Origin of the sequence: Fontivita pretiosa (assembly GCF_050410795.1) — a bacterium.
GTDB classification, from domain to species: domain Bacteria; phylum Planctomycetota; class Phycisphaerae; order Tepidisphaerales; family Tepidisphaeraceae; genus Fontivita; species Fontivita pretiosa.
Genome location: NZ_CP191258.1, coordinates 878,315 through 899,249, shown reverse-complemented (window position 1 = coordinate 899,249; position 20,935 = coordinate 878,315). Strand labels below are relative to the sequence as shown.

The following is a 20,935-nucleotide window of genomic DNA, read 5'->3' as shown; positions in this document are numbered from 1 at the left end:
CAGGCAAGTGCAGCGAAATGTGGCCGAGATGCGCACGTTGGCGATCGACCTGGGAACCAGACGCGTGGGGCTGGCGCTGAGCGACGAGAGCGGACGACTGGCAACGGCCTACGACGTGCTGAGCGTATCCGGCCCGGAGGCCGCCATCCAGCCGGTGTGCGAAGTGGTGCGCAAGGAGTCGGTGCGGCGCATCGTTGTAGGCCTGCCGCTGAACATGGACGGCACGCCGGGTCCGGCCGCGGAGGCGACGATCGCCTGGGCACGTCGCCTTGCCGCCGCCACCGCTGTCCCGGTGATTTTCGTGGACGAGCGGCTGAGCAGCTTCGCCGCCGAGCAGGATCTGCTGGCCCGCCGCCGCGCCGGACAAAAGCTGACTCGCCGACAGCGACGCCAGCGGCTGGACGCACTGGCGGCCGCGCGGTTTCTTCAAGACTTTCTCGACGGCAAGCTGCCGCCCATCTCCGTCGCTGAGGACCGGCCACCTGCCCAAAGCGATCAACGCGGCTGATTCGCCGGCCAACCACTGCGATTTGACGACGTCATGCCCGGCGGCGATGCTTCGATGCCATCGCCATGAAGGTCCCACCGTTCCTGCTTAGTGACGAGCAGACGATTTATCAGGTTCGGACCAGCGCGCCCGGACCGGCCGGCCGCCTGCCGCTGACCGAACAGATGCTTCGTCACTGGCCCAGCGGCGATCTGTTCGGGCTGACCCAGAACGTGGGCATGGGCTGGAACGCGCAGTCACTGACGATCGGCGGTGACGTGCTGATCCTCAGCACCCTTGGCGGACTTCGCGCCGACGACGCAACCCCCATCGCCCTGGGATTGCACACCGGGCACTGGGAGCTGGGGCTGCTGGTGCGCGAGGCGGCGATGGAGCTGCGCCGCAGCGGACACACCCCGTTTTCCGTCTACTGTTCCGATCCGTGCGATGGTCGCACACAGGGCACTGCCGGCATGCTCGACAGTCTGCCTTACCGCAATACCGCCTGCGAAGCATTTGGCCGGCTGGTCCGCTCGCTGCCGACGCGACGCGCGGTCATGGGCATCGCCACCTGCGACAAGGGCTTGCCGGCGATGATGATGGCGCTGGCCGAAGCGCGGGAGTTGCCGGGGATTCTGGTTCCCGGCGGGGTGACGCTGCCTGCGGCCGATGGTGAAGACGCCGGCAGCGTGCAGGCCATCGGCGCGCGTTTTTCGCATGGACAGATCACACTGGAGCAGGCCTCCGAGCTGGGTTGTCGCGCCTGCGCCAGCTCCGGCGGGGGATGCCAGTTCCTCGGCACGGCGGCGTCGTCGCAGGTGATCGGCGAAGCCCTGGGCATCTCGCTGCCGCATTCGGCGCTGGCGCCTTCCGGCGAGCCGGTGTGGCTGCAACTGGCCCGGCAATCCGCGCAGGCACTGGTCCATCTGCGTCAACGCGGCATCACCTTGCGCCACATTCTCACTGAAGGCGCGTTTCGCAACGCCATGGCCGTCCATGCCGCCTTCGGTGCCTCCACCAACCTGCTGCTGCATCTGCCGGCCATCGCGTTCAGCGCGGGGATCAACCGCCCGACGGTTCAGGACTGGATCGATATCAACCGCCGGGTGTGGCGAATCGTCGATGTGCTTCCCAATGGCCCGCGGTTTTTCAAGACGGTTCAGGTGTTCCTGGCCGGCGGGGTTCCGGAGGTCATGCTCCACCTGCGCGAGCTGGGGATTCTGGACACGAGCTGCATGACCGTCACGGGCATGACGGTGGATGAAAACCTGAACTGGTGGCGTGGCTCGGAGCGTCGCCGGCGCTTCCGACAGCTTCTGGCAGCACAGGATGGCGTGGATCCGGATGATGTGATCATGTCGCCCGATGCGGCGCGGCGGCGCGGGCTGGGCAGCACTTTGATCTTTCCGCAAGGCAATCTGGCGCCGCAGGGATCGGTCGTCAAGGCCACCGCGATCGATCCGAGCCTGTGGGCCGGCGATATGTACGACTACATCGGCCGGGCGCGCGTCTTTGTCAGCGAAGACCAGGCGATCGAAGCGGTCAAGGCCGGGGATGACCGGCGGCTGGTGCCCGGCGACGTGATCGTGCTGCTGTGCCGCGGCCCGCTGGGCGCCGGGATGCCGGAAACCGCCCAGATCACCATCGCGCTCAAGTCCACGGCCGATCTGCGCCAGATTCCGCTCGTGACCGACGGACGATTCTCGGGCTTTTCCAGCGGGCCGTGCATCGGACATGTCGGGCCCGAGGCCCTGGCCGGCGGACCGATTGGCAAGCTGCGCGATGGCGACCGCATCCGCATTCAACTTGATCGAAACCGTCTGCAAGGCCGCCTGGACCTGATCGGCGACGCGACAACGCCGATCCAGCAGTGCAGCCCGCAGGTGGGAGATGCGCTGCTGGCGAATCGGTCGCCTCGAGCGGACCTGCGCCCCGATCCCCAACTTCCGCCGGCCACGCGGCTGTGGGCGGCGCTTCAGCAGGCCAGCGGCGGGACCTGGGGCGGATGCGTGTACGACGTCAACAGCATCATCGAATTGCTCGATCAGAGGTAGCGAGGACCGCGCGCCGCCACACGCGGCGTCGTCGCTAGGGTTGTGTGGCCGGCTCGTGATCTTCCTCGTCGGAGCGCTGCGACCGCTCGACTCGTTTCAGCTTGAGCTGGATCATCTGCGGCTCGCGCAGAAGCTTCTCGACCTTTGGCTTGATTTCCGCCGGCAGCGCCTCTCGCTGCTGCTCGGTATCGACCGGGCCGTTGAACACGACGTTTCCGTCCTTGTCAATCGCGGTCAGGTGCTGCTTGCCATGTCGGATCGTGAGGGTGAGCGTATGCTGCGGATCGCTCACCGACAGGGTCATCATCTCCTTGGGCGTCCACTTGACGATGTCGTCCAGGTCCACTTTGCCACCCCCGCGCAGGTCAATCCTGCCGCCGGGCAGCTCGCGGAAGATGTCGATTCCGGGGATTCCCCACGGGCCGGCGGCGTCATCGATGGAAGGCAGCTCCTTCTCGACCAGGGTTGCGGTGATGGTTTGAGTCTGGCCCTGCCGCAGCAGGGTGATGCTGACCTGATCGCCGGGCTTGTGCATGCGGATGAGCACGGCGAGCTGATGCGAATTGATCAGCAACTGGTCGTCGAGTTTCTGGAGGATGTCATACTGTTTGATTCCGGCCCGCTCCGCAGGGCTGTCATCTTCGACGGATTCGACAACGAGTCCGACGCCTTTGGGCAGCTTGAGCTGCTCGCGCATCGCTGCCGAGACCGGTGAGGTGACCACTCCGAGAAAAGCCGCCTTTTCGGTGCGGGTCGATCTCAGGGCCAGGGATCGGGAAAGCACGGCGCGTTTTTTTGCTTCGTCGGCCCTTTCGACGGCCAGGCGGTATGGATCCACCGGCGCGGTCTGCGCCTGAGCGGGCCGAACCGCTGCGCCCATCGCCAGGATCATCACCATCGCCATTGCGAGTTCTGATGTGTATCTCATGGTCTGCACCCTCATGGTCTGCACCGGGATCGGTGCTTGGCCGTGAACTGGTCAGTCTTCAATTGGGATTCAATCCGATCAGCACGATTTCGTCCTGCGGCAGGCTCATTTGGTAGATTGCGTTGTCCGCCGGATCCGACCATTGCAGGTTGTCGATTCGCTGCCGCAGAATGCTTCGCATCGGCACCTGGCCATTGACGAACACCGTGCCCTGATCGACGTCATTCCAATGGATCTGATGCTCGACGGGCTGGATGTCCGGCTGAACCAGAGCCACCGGCGGGGCGGGCGGGTGGTGGAGCTGTGTCTGCCTGAGCAGCCCGCTGAACACACCCGGCCCCAGCAGGAATGCGGCGACGGATGCCGCCACCGCCAGTCCCGCGGCTGCGGTCCAGGTCCAGTGCCACCGCCGCGGCCTGGTTGCCGGGGCGCAGGCTGACAGAACCGTCGCGGTCGCTTTGCCGATCTGCGGATCCAACTCGCCGGCAAAGTGTTCGCGAAGCAGTCGATCCAGATTCTCGTCGTTCAATTCCACCATAGGTGCGTGCATCGATTAGACATTCTTTGTGGCGTCTGCATCGCCGCCCGATGGGCCGGTTTGCGGTGCCGTCGGGGCCGGCCGGGTTGCGACGAGTCGCGCCAGCCTGCGACGAAGCTCGGCCCGGCCGCGCGACAGCCGCATGTCCACCGCCGCCGGCGACAGATCCAGCAGTTGTCCGATCTGCCTGGAACTGAGGTTCTGGTAATACCGCAGCGCCACGGCGGTTCGGGTAAGCTCGTCCAGCTCGGCCAGCGCCTGATTGATCGCGCTGCGTGTTTCATCGCGATCGATCTGGGCCAGCGGATCGACCACCAGCCGTCCATCGCCATCTGCGACAGGCCAGTCGTGTCCGCTGTGGGTCACTGCGTCGGGCAATTCGGTCTGCCGGCGTTCGCGCGGGCGTCGTCGCAGGTGATCGTGCGCCAGGTTCCTGACGATGCTGGCAAACCAACCGGCGAAGCGATCGGGATCATCCAGATCGCCCAGCCGCTGCCAGACACGCAGCAGCGCTTCCTGCGTGATGTCGCCGGCGGCTTCGGCGTCGCCGACGATCCCGTACGCGATCGCCAGCGCTGTGCGCTGGTAGCGCCGGGCCAGCTCGGCAAACGCCGAACGATCCCGCCGCTGCCGCACGCGCTGCACCAGTTCCCGCGGCGAACCTTCTTCTCGCAAAACACGCTCCCGACGCTGCAACCGTGGGTTGCGGCTACATTATTCTGACGTGATGAGAACGGGTTTTCTAACCGGGAGTTTCAGCCTCCGCGGCACACAGCCTGGCGGGCCGGCGCGCTTCGGCTCACGTCAGCTTCTTGAGGAATTGCTCGATCCGGTCGATCCCCTTGTCGATCTGCTCCATGCTGGTGGCGAAGCTGAGACGCACGTGGGTGTCAAAGCCGCTGTCATTGCCGGGCACCACCGCCACATGATTCTGTTCCAGCAGGGCGGCGCTGAAGGTGACGGCGTCGGTGATTTCGACGCCGCCAGCCTTGCGGCCGATGTACGCGCCGATGTTGGGGAAGCAGTAAAACGCGCCCTGGGGCCTGACGCAGGTGATCTTCGGAAGCTGCATCAGCCGCTGCCACATATGCCGCCCGCGCTTCTCAAACTGCTGGCGCATCTGCTCGATGCTCTCGGCGCCCCGGGGGTCGGTCAATGCCGTTGCCGCCGCCATTTGCGTGAAGCTGGTGATGTGGCTGGTCATCTGGCTCTGAAGCTTGTTGATCGCGTCGATGACGTGTTGCGGACCGCCGACGTATCCCACCCGCCAGCCGGTCATCGCAAAGCTCTTGGAGTGGCAGTTGAACGTCAGCGTCTGCTCGAGCAGTTGCGGGTGCAGCGTGGCGAAGCTGACGAACTTCAGCCCGTCGTACACCAGCTTCTCATAGATCTCATCCGAAAACACGATCAGGTCCGGATGCCTGACCACCACGTCCGCCAGCTCCTTGAGTTGTTCCGGCGTGTACGCATGCCCGGCTGGATTGGACGGGGAATTGATGATCAGTACCCTGCTTCTGGGGGTGATGGCCCGTTCAAGCTGCTCGGGAGTGATGCGAAAACCCTGTGATTCCTCGCCGCGGATGATCTTCACGCTTGCGCCGGCGAGCTTGGCCTGCTCGGGGTAACTCACCCAGTACGGCGAGGGTATCAGCACCTCATCACCCGGATTGACCACGGCCATGAACGCCATGTACAGGCAGTGCTTGCCACCGGCGCCGGTGCTGATCTGCTCGGGCTTGTAGGGCAGGCCATTCTCGCGGTTGAACTTCTGGGCAATGGCGGCCTTAAGCTCGGGGATGCAGGGCGTGGGGGTGTACTTGGTCTGTCCTTTGTCCAGCGCGAGCTTGGCGGCTTCCTTGATGAAGGCGGGGGTGTCGAAATCCGGCTCGCCGGCGCCGAAGCCGACGACGTCCACGCCCGCGCGCTTCAGCGCGGCGGCCTTGGCGCTGACCTTGAGGGTGATCGACTCGGAAATCAGGCTCATTCGCTCTGCAAGGCGGATCATTGGCTTTCCTGGTCTGTTGAACGCCGCGACGGTATCGGACCCCACGCCGGATTGCAAGACGCCCGGCCAGTTGTGCCAGTCGATGCTGCTGTTCAGCGTCGATCATCGTCCTGCCCGTTGCCATTGCGACGCGATGGAACCGGGGCGAAGCGATCGGGCGCGGGCTGGGCGGCGTCGGTGTGCTCCTGCTCGTCGTAATGCACGTGAACATGCTTGCCGGGGGCGTAGGCGTGGCCCTCGTAATGGGCGGCGAAGAAGGGGATGCGATTCAACACCTTCTCCTGGAACAGTTCCATGTACAGGTAGATCACGGGCGTGACATACAGCGTGATGAGCTGGCTGACCAGCAGCCCGCCGACGATCACCAGTCCCAGCGAGCGTCGCTCGGCGCCGCTGGAGCCCCAGGCCATCGCGATCGGCACCGCGCCCATCACCGCCGCCAGCGTCGTCATCAGAATCGGGCGGAAGCGGTCCATGCTGGCATCGTGGATGGCCTGCTCGGCGGTCTGTCCCTCGGCGATGCGCTGGATGGCGAAGTCCACGATCAGGATCCCGTTTTTCTTGACGATGCCCATGAGCATGAACAGCCCGATGAACGCGTAAAGCGAAGCTTCTTCGCCGAACAGCCACAGAGTCGCCAGCCCGCCGACCATCGCCGTCGGCAGTGTCGAAAGCACCGTGATCGGGTGCAGGTAGCTCTCATACAGGATCGCCAGGATCACGTACATCACGAACACCGCCAGCAGGATCAATGGCACCAGGCTGCCGATGGTCTGCTGGAAAGTCAGCGCCTGGCCCTGGAACGATCCGCGCAGGGTCGGGGGAAGGACTTCGGCGGCGACGTTGCTGACGAAATCCACCGCCTGCCCGATCGACACTCCGGGCACCAGATTGAAGTTGATCGTGACGCTGGTGAACTGGTTGATGTGGTTGACGGCCTGCGGGCCGGTGGTGGGTTGCCAGGTGGCCACCGCGTTGAGCGGGACGATGTTGCGGCCGTCGTCGGTGCGGATGTAGAGCAGTCCCAGGTCTTCGGGGGTCCGTCGGGCCTGATCGTGAACTTCCAGGATCACCTGATATTGATCGTCGGCGCGCTTGATGAGGTAGACGTAGTTCTGACTGTAGGCGTGGCGAAGCAGCGACTCGATGCGCGCCGCGCTGACGCCGAGCGATTCGGCCTTGTCGCGAAGGATGTTGATCTTCAGGTTGGGGGTGTTGAGGTACATGTCGGACTGCGGAGGTCCGGCGAACATGGTGCCGACCCTGGGCATCAGTCGCTGAAGCAGCGCGCCCGCCGCCTGGTACACTTCCTGCGGATTGATGCCGCTGATGCTGTAGGCGAAGGCGCCTGTGCTGCGGCTGGTGGCGCCGGTGGAGATCTCCAGCACGGGCTGTGGTGTGAGCACGCCGATCGCGCCCGGAAGGTTCATCATCAGCTTCTGCTGAAGGTCGGCCGACACCTGCTGAATCGTCGGGTGCTCGATGCGCACGGGCTTGCCGTCTGGGCCGAACGTTTCAAGCGGCGGACGCTCCTCCGGTGGCTTCAGGAACGTGATCATGATCCCCTGATTGGATCCGAAGAACTGCCCCACGCCGGTGACGGTCATCGTCGCGCGGACCGATGGATTGGCATGAAGGACCTGCTCGGCTCGCGCCTGGTAATCGCGCATCTGCTGAGGCGAGGCGCCTTCCTGGGCGATCAGCACGCCCCAGGCGAACGAGCTGTCGCCGGTGGGCAGGAATGACTTGGGGATGATCCGCAGCAGCCAGATGGTTCCGCCCAGGCACGCGATCCACACAACCACGGAGATCCAGCGGTGGCGGAGGAAGAACCAGAGGGAATGTCCATAGAGGCGAAGAACCTGCTTCTCGATGGCGCCGACGAACCGCTCGATAAAGCTCTGTTTGGCGCCGGGTCCGCGCTGTCCGAGCACCCGGGCACACATCAGCGGGGTGAGCGTGAGCGAGACGATGCCGCTGGCCAGGATCGCCACCACGATCGTGACCGCGAACTCACGGAAGATGCGTCCGACCTGCCCGGGCATGAACACCAGTGGCAGGAAGACCACCGCCAGCGACAGCGTCATCGACAGGATGGTGAAGCTGATCTCCTGAGCGCTGTTGATCGCCGCCATCAGCGGGTTCTCGCTGTACTGTTCCATCCGGCGGACGGTGTTTTCCAGGAAGACGATGGCATCATCGACGAGAAACCCGATCGCCAGCGTCAATGCCATCAGCGAGAGGTTGTCGATGCTGAAACCAAGCCAGTTCATGACGATGAAGGTCAGCAGCAGCGACAGGGGCAGCGCGACGGTGGGGATGAGGGTGTCGCTGGCACGGCCCAGGAAGATGAAGATGATCGCGACGACCAGCAGGAAGGCGATGAGAAGGGTTTCCTGCACGTCGCGGACACTGTGGACGATGGTTTGCGAGCGGTCGTAGATCAGCAGCATCCGGGTGCCGCCGGGCAGCGTCGGCTGAATCTCCGGCGCCAGTGCCTTGACGCGGCTGGCGACCTGGACGGCGTTGGCGCCTGCCTGTCGGCTGACGGCCAGCACCACCGTGGCCGGCGGAACTTGAATGTCGCGCACCCAGAAGTGCATGTTCACGCGCTCGTCCTGAACGGAATCCTCGGCGCCGGCCACGTCCCGCAGGTACACCGGCGCGTTGTCGCGCGTCGCGATGATCAGGTCGTTGTACGCCTGGGCTGTATCGAGCTGTCCCTGCGGCTGGAGCAGGAAGGTGCGGTTGGGGCCGTCCAGTTGTCCGGCGCCTTGATAGCTGGTGCCTCTCTGAATCGCCGCGGCAAGATCCTCAATAGTCAGCCCCCGTGCCGCCAGTCTGGAAGGATCGGCCTTGATGCGAATCGCGCTTTTGGTCCCATAGACGTTGACCTGGCTGACCCCATTGATCATCGTGATCTTCTGCGCGATTTGGGTGTTGGCCAGGTCGTAGAGCTGGCCTTTGGTCATGGTGTCCGAAGCCAGCGCGAAGTAGAGAATGGGCTGGTCGTTGGGATTGGTTTTGACGAAAGTCGGAGGGCTGGGCAAATCGGGGGGCAGGTTGCCGGTAGCGCGACTGATGGCTGCCTGCACATCCGTCGCCGCCGCGTCGATGCTCTTGTTCAGATCGAACTGAAGGTTCAGGGTGCAGAATCCCTGGCGGCTGGTGCTGGTGATCAGCTCCAGACCGGGAATCTGCATGAACTGTTTTTCCAGGGGTGTGGCGATGGTGGCGGCCACAGTCTGCGGGCTGGCGCCGGGGTAGCCGACGTTCACCTGTATCACCGGGTAATCCACCGCCGGCAGGTCGTTCACCGGCAGGTTCAGATACGCCAGGATGCCGAACAAAACCGCCGAGACCGTCAACACGACGGTCATCACGGGTCTGCGGATGAAAGGCTCGGAGAGATTCACTGCAACACCTGGAAGTAAATGGATCGATGACCAAATGCCAATGCCCGATGAGCGATCAGGGCCCAACGACCAACGTTGAATGTCAGTTGCCGAGATTCAACCTGGTCATCACAACCCGGTCGTTGGCTATTCATTGGCTACCTGGGTCCGGTCCGGGCTCATTGCTGCGCTTGCCGTCTGTTGCGGCGGCGGCTCGTTGGTCACAGTGACTCTGCCCTGGGGGCTTACCAGCATCTGTCCGGTGACAATGACTCGCTCATCAGGATCCAATCCCCTTTCGACGACGATCAAGTCGCCGTGACGCTGCCCGGGCACGATCGGGCGAAGCTCGGCGGTGCTCTGGGGGGTCACGACGTAAACGAACGGACCGGCCTGCCCGATCTGCTGCGCCTGGGCCGGGATCAGCACGGCGTTTTTCCTGACGGTCAGAATCAGCCGCACGTTGACGAACTGACCTGGCCAGAAGTAGTAGTCGGCGTTGGGCACGGTGGCGCGGACTTTGATCGTTCCGGTGCCGCTGTTCACGGTGTTGTCCAGGAAGCTGACCGTTCCGACGCGCGGTCCTGCGCCGGGCGCGGTGGTGGGGCGTGTGGAGACGGGCGTGGCGCCCAGCGCCGCCAGCACCGGCTGAGAATCCCCCGGCACGTCCACCTGTGCCTTCAGCCCCATGCGGTCTTCCTCGCCTGTGGGAAAGCCGCGTGAGGCCAGAAACTTGCGGACCGTTCCCAGGTCGTTTTCGGTGACGGTGAACTCGGCATAGATCGGATCCAGCCGCTGGATCACGAGCATGGTCTGTTCATTGGCACGGACGATGTTGCCCGGATCAACGAGCCTTGCTCCGGCACGGCCGTCAATGGGGGAGTAGATTTTCGTGTACTCGAGGTTGAGCCGGGCCAGATCCACCGCGGCCCTGGCAGCCTGGACGCGCGCTTCGTTGGCCAGATACTGGCTCTTTTTCTGCTCGTATTCGAGCTGGCTGACAACGTTGCTGGCCCGCAGCTCCTGGGTGCGCTGGTAATCGGCGGCGGACCAGGCCAGTTCCGCTTCGGCCTGCGCCAGCGTCGCGCGTGCCGACGCCAGCGTCGCCTCGAACGGCCTGGGATCGATCTCGAAAAGCAATTGCCCCCGGGTGACGTCAGCGCCGTCGCCGACATGGGCCGCAACCACCTTGCCGCCTACCTGCGGGACGATCGACACCTGTTCGACGGCGACGGTCCGACCGATCGCCTCCAGATACACCGGCACATCGCGGGTGATGGCATGGGCCACGGTCACGGGCGTGGGCGGTCGCTCCTGGTTCTGCGCCTGCTGTGCGGCGTGGGCGTCGCCGCCCCGGCCGCAGCCGACGACCATCCCGGCCACCAGCACACTCAAGACCGGCAACAGGATCCAGGCTCCGACCGGCAATCGTCGTGGATACGTATCTCGGCGAGGCATGTGTCACTCCGTTCGCTTCTCGGTTGTCCTGTGGACTTCGTCTTCCATCCGCTGTTCGCTTGGCTCGTGCCCCTGCTGGCAGGTCATGGCGATCAGCTTCTGCACCACCCGCTCGCGCAGCTCGCCTTGCGGTACCGGTATGCCCAGCAGCGGACCCAGGCACAATCCATCAATGGCCAGCCTCACGATCATCGCGATAGCAGGATCGATGCCGTCGGCCTCCAGCCGCGCCTGCCACTGGGCGAACCGTTTGCGAAACGGCTGCATGAACTGGGGATTGGTCCCGGCGGCGGCGAGCAGGGCGCTGTGAACCGGAACATCGCGTGGATCGATTGGATCGGAGTGGGCACGGATAAACGCACGAGTGAACGCCCCGGGTGCCGGCGGTTCATTGGCCAGCGCCTGCTGCTGGTCCGTCTCGCATCGCTGGGCCAGCCGTTCGACGATCGCGGTGATCAGCGCGCTCTTGGAGGGATAGTGATACAACAGCCCACCTTTGCTCACTCCCGCTTCGCGCGCCACTGCGTCAAGCGTCAGATTGGCCACGCCGTCACGCGCCACCACCTGTTCGGCGGCGTCAAGCAACCGATCCTGGACTACGCTGCTATCCGCTTTGCTCTGCGTTCTGCTCATCTTCGGTTGACTATACCGTCCAGACGGTGTAGTTCAAATCAGGAGGCGAATATGTGTATTAAAGTGTTTAATAACAAAATGTTATATAAATATTAATTCTTTCGCCGCTCGCGATCACCAAGCTGCGCCGTGATCTTCGGATTGCAGGCTCAGCAGATACGGGTGTGATCTTTCTCGCCTCGACGGTAGACTCTGGTCCCTTCATGGAGGTGTCATGGGTTGCTGGTGGAAACCGATGAGAAGTTGGGCGCGGGCGGCTGGAATCTGGTGTGTCGTTCTGACGGCGGGGTGCGGATGGGGCCATAAACGACAGCACGGCGTGGAGATCGACGCGCAGGCGTTTTATCGTCCACCTTCGGTCGCGGAGCCAAAGCCGCAGGCGCAGTCGCCGGGCAGTGCCGCGGCGTCGGCGATGCGCGACCCGGCACCCGCGCCCAGCCAGCCGCCCACGGCGCAAGGCGACGTCAACACAGCCGCCGACGCGACCGCGACCGCCGCCGAAGCCGGCGCATTGCCAGTGACCTCCGACAACCGCACCGCACCGAACATGACAGTGCCACCCGATGCCTCGGCTTCACAGGCGGGCACCATCGGCCGCGGCGCGGACGTTGCGGCGACCAGACCGGGGGGCACCACGGCGCAGTACATGACCCTGGGCGCCGTTGTAACCCACGTCAGCGGAACCCCCATCTACGCCGACAAAGTCATTCAGGCGATCACTCCGCTGCTCAAGAGCGAGGCCAAACAGCGCGATCCGGCGTCGTACCGCGCGCTGGCGATGGTCGAAATCGAAAAGCAGGTGCGGGCGATGGTCCGCAACGAGGTCTGGTACGCGGCGGCCGTCCATGAGCTGGATCAGCAGGACAAGGCGCTGGCACGCCGACTCACCGAGCAATGGCGGGCGCAGCAGATCACGGCGGCGGGGGGATCCGAAGCGCTGGCGCGTCGCAAGGCCGCCGAGGAGGGCATCGACTTCGACGAAAAAGTCAATGAGCAATACCGCTACTACCTGGTGAGCCTGCTGTACAGGAAGAAGATCGAGCCCCGGGTGCAGGTCACCGCCGAGGACATCCGCCGCTACTATGAGCAGCATCTTCGCACGGAGTTTACCGAGACCGAGCAGGCGCAGTTCCGGGTGATCAAGATCACGGCGAAGAACATGGGAGGTCGCTCGCAGGCGCTGGACAAGATTCGTGAGCTGCGCGAGCGCGCGATCGGGATGAATGACGAGGAATTCGCGAAACTTGCGGCGTCGATCAATCACGACCCGAACCTCATGCGCACGGCCGGTCGCGTGGGCGGCGCCGACGGCTGGGTGCAGCGAGGCTCGTTCATCGTGCAGCAGGTGGAAGATGCGGTATGGCAGCTACAGCAACCGGGACAGGTTACCGAGGTCATTGAAGTCGGCGACAGCTTCTACATCGCGCGGCTGGAAAACCGCAAGCCCGGGCGTGTTCGGCCATTCGATGACGAATCGGTGCAGAAGCAGATCTACGAGACCCTGGCGCGGCAACAGCGCGCCCGGCATCAGGAACAGATGCAGCAGAAGCTGCTGAAGCAGGCGATCGTCGATCCCGACCCGCCGATCACCGCGCCGGTGCTGGAGATGGCGATGCAGAAGTATGCCCAGTGGGCCGCCAGTTCGCAGACAGCCTCCGGGCAGAAAGGGTCCTGAACACGCGCATGGGCGTTTGGGACGATGCCGAGGCGCGCCACAGGGCCGAAGCCGCGACCTATTCCACTTCCAGCTTCTGGGGCGTGATCGAATCGACGATGCGGTTGGCCAGTTCGACGGCGGCCAGACCTTCGTCGGCGGTGACGACGGGGGGGCATTTGCCGGTGACGGCGTCGATGAAACTCTCCAGCTCGGCTCGCAGCGGATCGATCTCGTCGATCGCCAGCTCTTCGACGTTCACCAGATCCTTGAAGTTGAGCTGGGAGATGTCAGTGATCTCGCCGGAGCGGATCTTGGCGCCGGCCTCGCGGATGGCGGCCAGATTCCCGCTGCGGCGCACGACGATTCCGTAGCGTTTCTGGTAGTCGATGGAGACGTAGGCGTCGGGGCTGAAGACCCGCAGGCGGCGCTCGGTCTTCAGCGCCAGTCGCGAGGCGGTGACGTTGGCGACGCAGCCGTTCTCGAAGACGATGCGGGCGTTGCAGATATCCTCGGCGTCGCCGATCACCCCCACGCCGATCGCCTCGATTTTGCTCGCCCGCGAGTTGGCCAGTTGCAGCACGATGTCGATGTCGTGGATCATCATGTCCAATACCACGCCGACGTCGATGCTGCGGAATGTCAGCGGGCTGATGCGCATGACCTCGATGAAGCGTGGCTGGATGCCCAGGCGTCGCATGGCGACGAACGCGGGATTGAACCGTTCGATGTGCCCGACCTGCACGACTGCTCCGCCGGACCGGGCCGCTTCGATGATCCGGCGGCTTTCCGCCACATTCCGCGCCAGCGGTTTTTCCACCAGGCAGGCGACGCCGCGTTTGAGGAAGTACTCGGCCGATTCCGGATGCGACTGCGTTGGAACCGCAATGGTCACGGCGCGCACGCCCGCGTCGATCATCGCCTGCGGGCTGGGGAAGACCTCACAGCAGAACTCTTCGGCCGCCGCTTCGGCGGCGTCGCGGTTCACATCATACACCCCCGCCAGACGGACCCGCGGAATCTGGCAATACACCTTGGCGTGGAGCTTTCCCATCCGCCCGCACCCGACCACGCCGACAGGAAGGGGCGGCAAAGCGGACTCGGCAGTCTCCGCCTCGCGTGTGCGATCATCGCAATGACTGGTCACGCAGATGAATGTAATCGGTTCAATGACCAATTACCAAATCTGAATGACAAGCTGCATGAAAGGAAGAATGAATGGGAACCACTGACCAACACCCGCGAAGAAATGGGGCGATGGGCACTGGGAACAGGTGATGACGCATTACCGCAGCGGGGTTACTTGGTTCGCAGGCTTTCGAGATATCGCCCGTGCTTGCCCTGGTCGCGGCGCTGAAGGAATTCGATCATGCGCTTGACGTAGGGGTTGATGCCGTTGAGCGTGTCGAATTCCCGCAACGCCAGGGCAAAGGGCTTGTCGCGATTGAGGAACAGCCTGCGGGTGGCCAAGTCCAGCGCCTGGATGTCCGGTTCGGAGAACCCGCCGCGGCGCAGTCCGACCTCATTGAGCGCGCGGACGCGGTTGTCGGTGGTCTTGACGTACGGCGGCACGTCGTGGTGGACCCGGCTGTAACCGTCGATGTAGGCAAAATCGCCGATCGTGACCCAGGCGTTGACCCCCACGCCGCCATTGAGCACGGTGTTGTTTCCGATCACGATGTGCCCGGCGATCATGACGTTGTTGGCCAGGATGCAGCGGCTGCCGATCTGCGCGTCATGCCCGACGTGAGCATTGACCATCAGCAGGTTGTTGTCGCCGATGCGAGTGACCCCTCCGCCGAAAATCTTGCTGCCATAGACCGTGCCGGTGTTGATGGTGACGGCCTCGCGGATGATGTTGTTGGCGCCGATCTCCAGCCCCGTAGGTTCGCCGCGGTATTTCAGATCCTGAGGCGGGCCGCCGATCACGCAGTGGGGGTGGAAGACATTGCCCGGGCCGATCTTGGTGCGACCGGTGATGACCACGTGGCTGATCAGCCGGTTGCCCTCCGCCAGCGTCACATCCGGGCCGATGACGCAGAATGGCCCGACCTCGACGTCGTCGGCGAGGTTGGCCCGGGGATCCACGGAGGCTAACGGCGAAATCTTTGGCATAAAGCGAAGGACCAGGGGTGAAGCGGCATCGATCAAGCCGATGCGAAGCTTTCCGATGCTTCACCCTTCTGCCTTGATGCTCCATCCTTTCCGTCTAGACCGGCTCGGCATCGACGAGCATGAACTTAATATCGGCCTCCGCGGCCAGTTTGTCTTGCACGAATGCCTTGCACCGCACATGTCCGGTGCGGCTCTTGACCCGAACGGCCACCGCCTCCAGCAGCAGTTGGTCGCCCGGAACCACCGGCTGACGCATTTTCACCTTATCCATCGACAACAGAACCGCAAGCTTTCCGGTGTGCTCCAGCTTCTGGCTCAGCAAAATGCCGCCAAGCTGTGCCAACGCCTCCACGATCAGCACGCCGGGCATGATGGGCGTGCCGGGGTAGTGCCCCTGAAAGAAAATGTCATTGAACGTTACGTTCTTGATCCCCACGGCACGCTGGTCGCCCTCCAGCTCCACCACCCGGTCCACCAGCAGCATCGGGTAGCGATGCGGAAGAATTCGTTGAATCCGACGGATGTCCAACGCCGCTTCCCGATTCACCAATTGCTGGCGCACATCCGTCAGATGCTGCTCAAGCAGCTTCTTGGCCATCAGGTGGTTCAGCGCATGCCCGCTCTTGTGCGCTACCAGCCGTCCATAGATCGGGCGACCCACCAGGTACAAGTCGCCGATCAGATCCAGCGCCTTGTGCCGGGCACATTCGTCGGGGAAGCGGAAAGTGTTGTCGATCGGCCCGTCTCGCGAAATGACCAGCAGATCCCGTGGCGTGAGGTGTCGGCCGATGCCGCGGGCTCGCAGTTCGTTGGCTTCATGCTCGAAGACAAACGTCCGCGCCGGCGCGAGCTGGGTCACAAAATCGTCGATATCCCCCGAACCGTTCCCGCTGCTGCTGCCGTTGCCAAGATGGAACGAAATCGTCTGCCGCCCGATCGGTGGCGCAGCCTCGAAGTTGTAGATGATCTCCAGCCGGTCCGTCGGCCCGGGCAGCGCCGCCAGCGTCGCGTCTCCCAGGCCAACCTGGATCGGCTTTTTGATGATCAACGGTTCCACCGGGGCATCCTGCTCCACGATGCCCGCCTGCGTCAGCGCATCGACAAAGATCTTGCTGGAGCCGTCGCCGCCAGGCACTTCACCGCTCACGCCCCCACTGACCTTGACCACGACGTTGTTGATTCCCAACCCGCTCAGGGCCGCCAGACAATGCTCGACCGTCTCCACATAGAGGCTTCCGCTGCGCAGGCAGGTTCGCCGCGGGCGTTCGAGGACGTTTTGCACCAGGGCCGGGATGTTGGTCACGCGGGAATCGATCTGCCGGACGAAGGTGATGCCCGTTCCACGCTCCGCCGGCGCGAACGTCAGCGTCGCCGGCTCGCCGGAAAACAGCCCCGGCCCGGCCACGCTCACCTCGCGCGAGATGGTCCTCTGCACTTGCGCCACAACGCCTTTCCCGCCAAAGTACTCTGCAATCCACGGATTATAGCTTGCAGCCTCCAAACCCGAAACGTCAGCAAGGCGGCCAGGTCCAGGTCCTGTTTCCCAGGACGGGGCGGTTTGACAGGCTGCGGGCGGAGTTGCACAATCGCCCCTGGCAACAGGTTGTGATGCGGCCACGGAACTCTGTTCGTATGGATCGTCCGTAACGTCACGCGCAACGTTGGAGAATCCCCGATGCAACCAGGTCTCAGGCAACAACGCTCGGCGAATCGTTCATCCGGCCCTCGTTCCAGGACGATCCTTACGACAGCAACGGGCCTGGTCGGGACAGTTTTCGCGGCGCTGGCGGGGCAGGGTTGTGATGATCCCCAGCGGCAGGTTGACAAGCAGGTGCAACGCGAGCTGGCCGAAGCACGCGAAATCGCCCAGTCCGGAGGAGACACCGGCGCGGCACGCCAGAAGCTGCGCGACGCCGCCAACAACGCCTCGGCCGCTTCCGAGTCCGTTCGCGCCATCGCCAAGTCGGCTCTGGCCCACAGCGAGCTGGAATCAGCGCAGAACACCATCCGCAGGATTGAACAGCTCGAGTTGGAACTGGCCCGGCTGGTGTGGGAAATCACGCAGCAGGCGACCCAGATCCAACTCAGCGGGTCGGCGGTGGCAGGGTACACCAAGTTCGACCCGCGACCGGCACGGGAGGCGATCGCGCAGAAAATCGCCGAAGCCCGCGGCGGGCCCGGAAAGTCCGCGTGGTTTACCCACGGCAACGCGACGATCCCGACCCTGGCGGCCGTCACCCAGGAGATCGCCAGGCTCGAGGGAGAGATCGCCCAGCGGCAGGAACAGGTCAAAAACCTCGTCGATCGCCGAGCCAAGCTTCTGGATGCCGCCGACGAAGCCGCCGCACAGGCCGATCAGCTCAAGGGCGACAAGGCCGTCGAGGTCTTCAAGCGTTCCAGCGATCTGCGAAAGCAGGCCGGGGACGTTGCCGTGCAGATCGACAAGCTCAACAGCGAAATTACGCGGCTACAGCGCAGCCTCGGCATCGCCCAGGGCCAAAAGGCGGTCCTGGACGAATTGATCGCCCAACTCGAGGACCAGCGCAAGACCCTTGACGCCGGCTGGAGCGCGTTGGAACAGCAGGTGGCTCGTCAGAAGGCACTGGCGGCGCAGCTTCTGGGCAGCGTGGCCGCGGCGCCGGCCGAACCCGAGCCCGCCGACCAGCAGTCGCCTTTTGCGCTGGCACGCAAGACCGCCGGCGCTTCCATCGCCGAAAAGGCCGTAGTGCTCGGCCAGCTCGTCGATCAGATTCGGACCCTGCGCGAAGAGGCCCAACTCAGTCTCTCCAACGCCATCACGTTTTTTGGCGATGCCTATCAGGCCGCCGACGCGCTTCGCCGCAGCCTTCAGGATCTGCTCACCGATTCCAGAAACCAGGGGCGCCCGGAGCTGGCGGCGTGGAGGAGCATGCAGCAGACGCTCAACCCCTTCCAGTTCATGCTCCAGCAGGCCGCGGCGCAGCGCCGGCTTGGCGGGTTGCTGGCCTCGGATGCCGCCAGCATCTCCAGACGTATCGAATTGCGACAGACCGTCGAAAGCGCGCTTCAGGGACTGGACCTTCAGGTGCCCGTGCAACTGCTCGGACGCGATCTGGAGGAACAGCGCAACAACGCGTTGAATCAGGCCAAACAGGCCTATCAGGAATCGGACGACGCGCTGGCGAACATCATCGAAAACGACGCTCCCGAGCCGATCAAGAACGCCGCGCGGGTGGGAAGAGTCCTGACGCTTCATGGCTGGGCGCTGGTGTTGCGGCAGGCTGGTGACGCTGCCGCCGCCCAGGAGAAGATCAAGCTGGCCATCGACGCGCGGAACGCAGCGGCGGAGCTGAACATTCCGTTGCCGGCGCTGCCCGCGGAACTGGGCGCACCGCCGCCCAAGCCCGCGCCCGCCACCGCCGCGGCCGAAGGCCAGCCGCCCGCCGAGGCAGCGCCCGCGCCCGCCGAGCCTGCGCCCGAGCCGCCCGCACCGCAGCCCCCGGGGCAATGATCGGTCCTGACCCCAACAACGGTGGAATCGCCTCTGCGCTGCCCGGTGTCGCATTTGCATCTTGCAGCCGAAGCGCAGACCTTCTAGACTCTTGCTTGTTCGCCAGGGGTGTCCCGCCGATGGTCGTGCGGGGCTGAGATTACACCCTGTTTGGAACCTGATCCGGATCATGCCGGCGAAGGGAAACGCGAGCACGTGGTTGCCCAAATCCTGCACAGACCTGAGTGTTGCTCTCGGCACAATCACTCCCTTCAGGCGCTGAATCAGGCTGCACTGGCTGAAGTTCAACCGGAGTGATGCCCATGTCATTCACCGATACGTCGAATCGAGTTGTCCATCGCAATGCCGACCGTTCCTACACGCTGCCGCCTTTGGGGGGCAATCCCTCGACCGACCGGCAGGGGACCTCGCCCGGATCGTTCGCTTTGCCCGGACGCGTCGGCACGCCATATACCTACAGCTCGCCGGATACTCCGGGCATGCCCGGCGTCTCGAACCTGACCGCGATGGACTTTGCCTCGCCAGCGCTGGACCGGCAGTGCAAGACTCAGCTTCAGGCGGCGCGTTGCGGCATCATCACCGAGGAAATGAAGCGCGTGGCGCTGCGCGAACCGCATCTGACCGCCGAGCAGATCCGCGCCGAAGTGGCCGCGGGACGCATGATCATCCCCGCCAACAAGGTCCACCTCAAACACCGGCTGGAGCCAATGTGCATCGGCCGCGCCAGCACCACCAAGATCAACGCCAATCTCGGCGCCTCTCCAGTCTCCTCGTCTATTGAGCAGGAGATCGAAAAGCTCGACTGGGCCATACGCTGGGGCGCCGATACGGCCATGGATCTTTCCACCGGCGGCGATCTGAACGCGACCCGATCCGCCATCATTGAACATTCCACAGTTCCGATCGGCACCGTCCCCATCTATAGCATGATCATCGGACGCAACGTCGAGGAGCTGACCTATGACATCATCCTCAGGGAGATCGAGAACCAGGCCCGGCAGGGCGTGGACTATTTCACCATCCACGCCGGCGTGCTGCGCGAGCACCTGCCATACGTCCGCAACCGGCTGATCGGCATCGTCTCCCGCGGCGGGTCGCTGCTGGCCAAGTGGATGCTCTACCACAACCGGCAGAACCCGATGTATGACATCTTTGACGATATCTGCGACATCATGCGCGAGTATGACGTGTGCTTCAGTCTCGGGGACGGCCTGCGACCCGGAGGACTTGCCGATGCCACCGACGAAGCCCAGCTCCGCGAGCTGATCACGATCGCCGAGCTCACCGAACGCGCCTGGGAGAGGGGCTGTCAGGTCATGGTCGAGGGCCCTGGCCATATTCCATTCGATCAGATCGAATTCAATATGAAACTCCAGCGCAAGCTCTGTCACGGCGCGCCATTCTATGTTTTAGGCCCGCTGGTGACGGATATGTTCCCTGGATATGACCATATTACAAGCTGCATCGGCGCCACGGCGGCGGCCTACCATGGAGCGGCGATGCTGTGCTATGTCACCCCAAAGGAACATCTGGGGCTGCCCCGGAAGGAGGATGTGAAGCAGGGATGCGTGGCGTACAAGATCGCCGCTCATGCCGCAGACATTGCCCTTGGGATTCCGCACACGCGCGATCGTGATGACGAGCTGACCAGAGCCCGCGCGGCGCTGAACTGGCAGCGGCACTTCCAGCTCAGCTTCGACCCGGATCTGGCGCGCGCGTATCACGACGAGGACCTGCCGGTCGATACCGACTTTTGCGCCATGTGCGGACACGACTGGTGCTCGGTGCGCATCAGCAAGGAAATCGAGCAGTTCTACAGCGGCAAGGACGCCGCCTCGCAACCGGCCAGGCCGGCCATGAAATCTCCGGGCGTCTCTGTCGAAGGGCTTGAGGCGTTGCGACAGCGCGGCCACCTCACGCCCGAGCAGCTTCTTCGGCTGGCACACGAAGGTGGCAAGCCCGCCTGCCATTCCGACAACGTCACCGACGCTGCCCAGGCTAAACTTGTGCAACTCAATACCCTCAAGGCCCACGGGGTATCGGTCAACGAAACCGGGCTTTGAGCCTGCCGAGCAGGCGACCCGGCGCAGCGCCCAGCCCGTAGTTTGGACGCCGTCCCTGCAACGTCGGCGTTCACGGGGCGGGGCGTCGGCAGGTACAATGCCCGCCGTTGGGGGG

General features: G+C 64.0%; 15 protein-coding genes. 5 read left to right on the top strand and 10 right to left on the bottom strand.

Features of this window, described 5'->3' with window-relative positions:
- The first annotated feature begins 28 nt into the window (after positions 1–28).
- Together ruvX and ACQS5P_RS03535 are read left to right on the top strand one after the other, a co-directional pair.
- Positions 29–508 carry a Holliday junction resolvase RuvX gene (gene ruvX, locus ACQS5P_RS03540; RefSeq protein ID WP_428939526.1) on the top strand — a complete coding sequence of 160 codons (480 nt, stop codon included), beginning with the start codon at positions 29–31 and terminating at the stop codon, positions 506–508.
- Positions 509–573: 65 nt separating this feature from the next.
- Complete coding sequence (locus ACQS5P_RS03535) at positions 574–2,541, top strand: YjhG/YagF family D-xylonate dehydratase (protein ID WP_428939525.1); 1,968 nt, start codon at positions 574–576, stop codon at positions 2,539–2,541.
- A 34-nt stretch (positions 2,542–2,575) separates the two neighbouring features.
- On the opposite strand, the gene ACQS5P_RS03530 is transcribed toward ACQS5P_RS03535, so the two are convergent.
- The 7 genes from ACQS5P_RS03530 to ACQS5P_RS03500 form a co-directional block, all read right to left on the bottom strand.
- Positions 2,576–3,469, bottom strand: a complete 894-nt coding sequence (locus ACQS5P_RS03530; RefSeq protein ID WP_428939524.1) for a S1C family serine protease — start codon at positions 3,467–3,469, stop codon at positions 2,576–2,578.
- Positions 3,470–3,527: 58 nt separating this feature from the next.
- Positions 3,528–4,019: a hypothetical protein gene (locus ACQS5P_RS03525; protein WP_428939523.1), complete on the bottom strand. Its 492-nt coding sequence runs from the start codon at positions 4,017–4,019 to the stop codon at positions 3,528–3,530.
- A 3-nt stretch (positions 4,020–4,022) separates the two neighbouring features.
- Positions 4,023–4,682 carry an RNA polymerase sigma factor gene (locus ACQS5P_RS03520; protein ID WP_428939522.1) on the bottom strand — a complete coding sequence of 220 codons (660 nt, stop codon included), beginning with the start codon at positions 4,680–4,682 and terminating at the stop codon, positions 4,023–4,025.
- A 124-nt stretch (positions 4,683–4,806) separates the two neighbouring features.
- Positions 4,807–6,012, bottom strand: a complete 1,206-nt coding sequence (locus tag ACQS5P_RS03515) for a pyridoxal phosphate-dependent aminotransferase (protein WP_428939521.1) — start codon at positions 6,010–6,012, stop codon at positions 4,807–4,809.
- Positions 6,013–6,104: 92 nt separating this feature from the next.
- Complete coding sequence (locus ACQS5P_RS03510; protein ID WP_428939520.1) at positions 6,105–9,428, bottom strand: efflux RND transporter permease subunit; 3,324 nt, start codon at positions 9,426–9,428, stop codon at positions 6,105–6,107.
- 126 nt (positions 9,429–9,554) lie between these two features.
- Entirely contained in the window at positions 9,555–10,865 is a 1,311-nt protein-coding gene (locus tag ACQS5P_RS03505; RefSeq protein ID WP_428939519.1) for an efflux RND transporter periplasmic adaptor subunit, read from the bottom strand.
- A gap of 3 nt (positions 10,866–10,868) precedes the next feature.
- Positions 10,869–11,498 carry a TetR/AcrR family transcriptional regulator gene (locus tag ACQS5P_RS03500; RefSeq protein ID WP_428939518.1) on the bottom strand — a complete coding sequence of 210 codons (630 nt, stop codon included), beginning with the start codon at positions 11,496–11,498 and terminating at the stop codon, positions 10,869–10,871.
- Between the two features lie 235 nt (positions 11,499–11,733).
- Between ACQS5P_RS03500 and ACQS5P_RS03495 the strand changes: the two genes are divergently transcribed.
- The gene (locus ACQS5P_RS03495) at positions 11,734–13,173 is read left to right on the top strand and encodes a peptidyl-prolyl cis-trans isomerase (RefSeq protein ID WP_428939517.1); all 1,440 of its coding nucleotides are present in this window, start codon (positions 11,734–11,736) and stop codon (positions 13,171–13,173) included.
- A gap of 58 nt (positions 13,174–13,231) precedes the next feature.
- Here the strand turns inward: ACQS5P_RS03495 and ACQS5P_RS03490 are convergent, their stop codons facing one another.
- The 3 genes from ACQS5P_RS03490 to fabZ all read right to left on the bottom strand — a co-directional run bounded on the left by ACQS5P_RS03490 (position 13,232) and on the right by fabZ (position 16,711).
- On the bottom strand, positions 13,232–14,224 hold the full coding sequence (locus ACQS5P_RS03490; RefSeq protein ID WP_428940989.1) for a Gfo/Idh/MocA family protein: 993 nt from the start codon (positions 14,222–14,224) through the stop codon (positions 13,232–13,234).
- Positions 14,225–14,451: 227 nt separating this feature from the next.
- A complete protein-coding gene (gene lpxA / locus ACQS5P_RS03485) occupies positions 14,452–15,267 on the bottom strand; it encodes an acyl-ACP--UDP-N-acetylglucosamine O-acyltransferase (RefSeq protein WP_428939516.1) in 816 nt (271 codons plus the stop codon).
- Positions 15,268–15,361: 94 nt separating this feature from the next.
- Positions 15,362–16,711, bottom strand: coding sequence for a 3-hydroxyacyl-ACP dehydratase FabZ (gene fabZ, locus ACQS5P_RS03480; protein WP_428939515.1), 1,350 nt, complete (start codon positions 16,709–16,711; stop codon positions 15,362–15,364).
- A gap of 231 nt (positions 16,712–16,942) precedes the next feature.
- Between fabZ and ACQS5P_RS03475 the strand changes: the two genes are divergently transcribed.
- The gene (locus tag ACQS5P_RS03475) at positions 16,943–18,757 is read left to right on the top strand and encodes a hypothetical protein (RefSeq protein ID WP_428939514.1); all 1,815 of its coding nucleotides are present in this window, start codon (positions 16,943–16,945) and stop codon (positions 18,755–18,757) included.
- Between the two features lie 302 nt (positions 18,758–19,059).
- Positions 19,060–20,820 (top strand): phosphomethylpyrimidine synthase ThiC, encoded by a 1,761-nt coding sequence (thiC, locus tag ACQS5P_RS03470; protein WP_428939513.1) that lies wholly within the window; start codon positions 19,060–19,062, stop codon positions 20,818–20,820.
- The last annotated feature ends 115 nt before the right edge of the window (positions 20,821–20,935 follow it).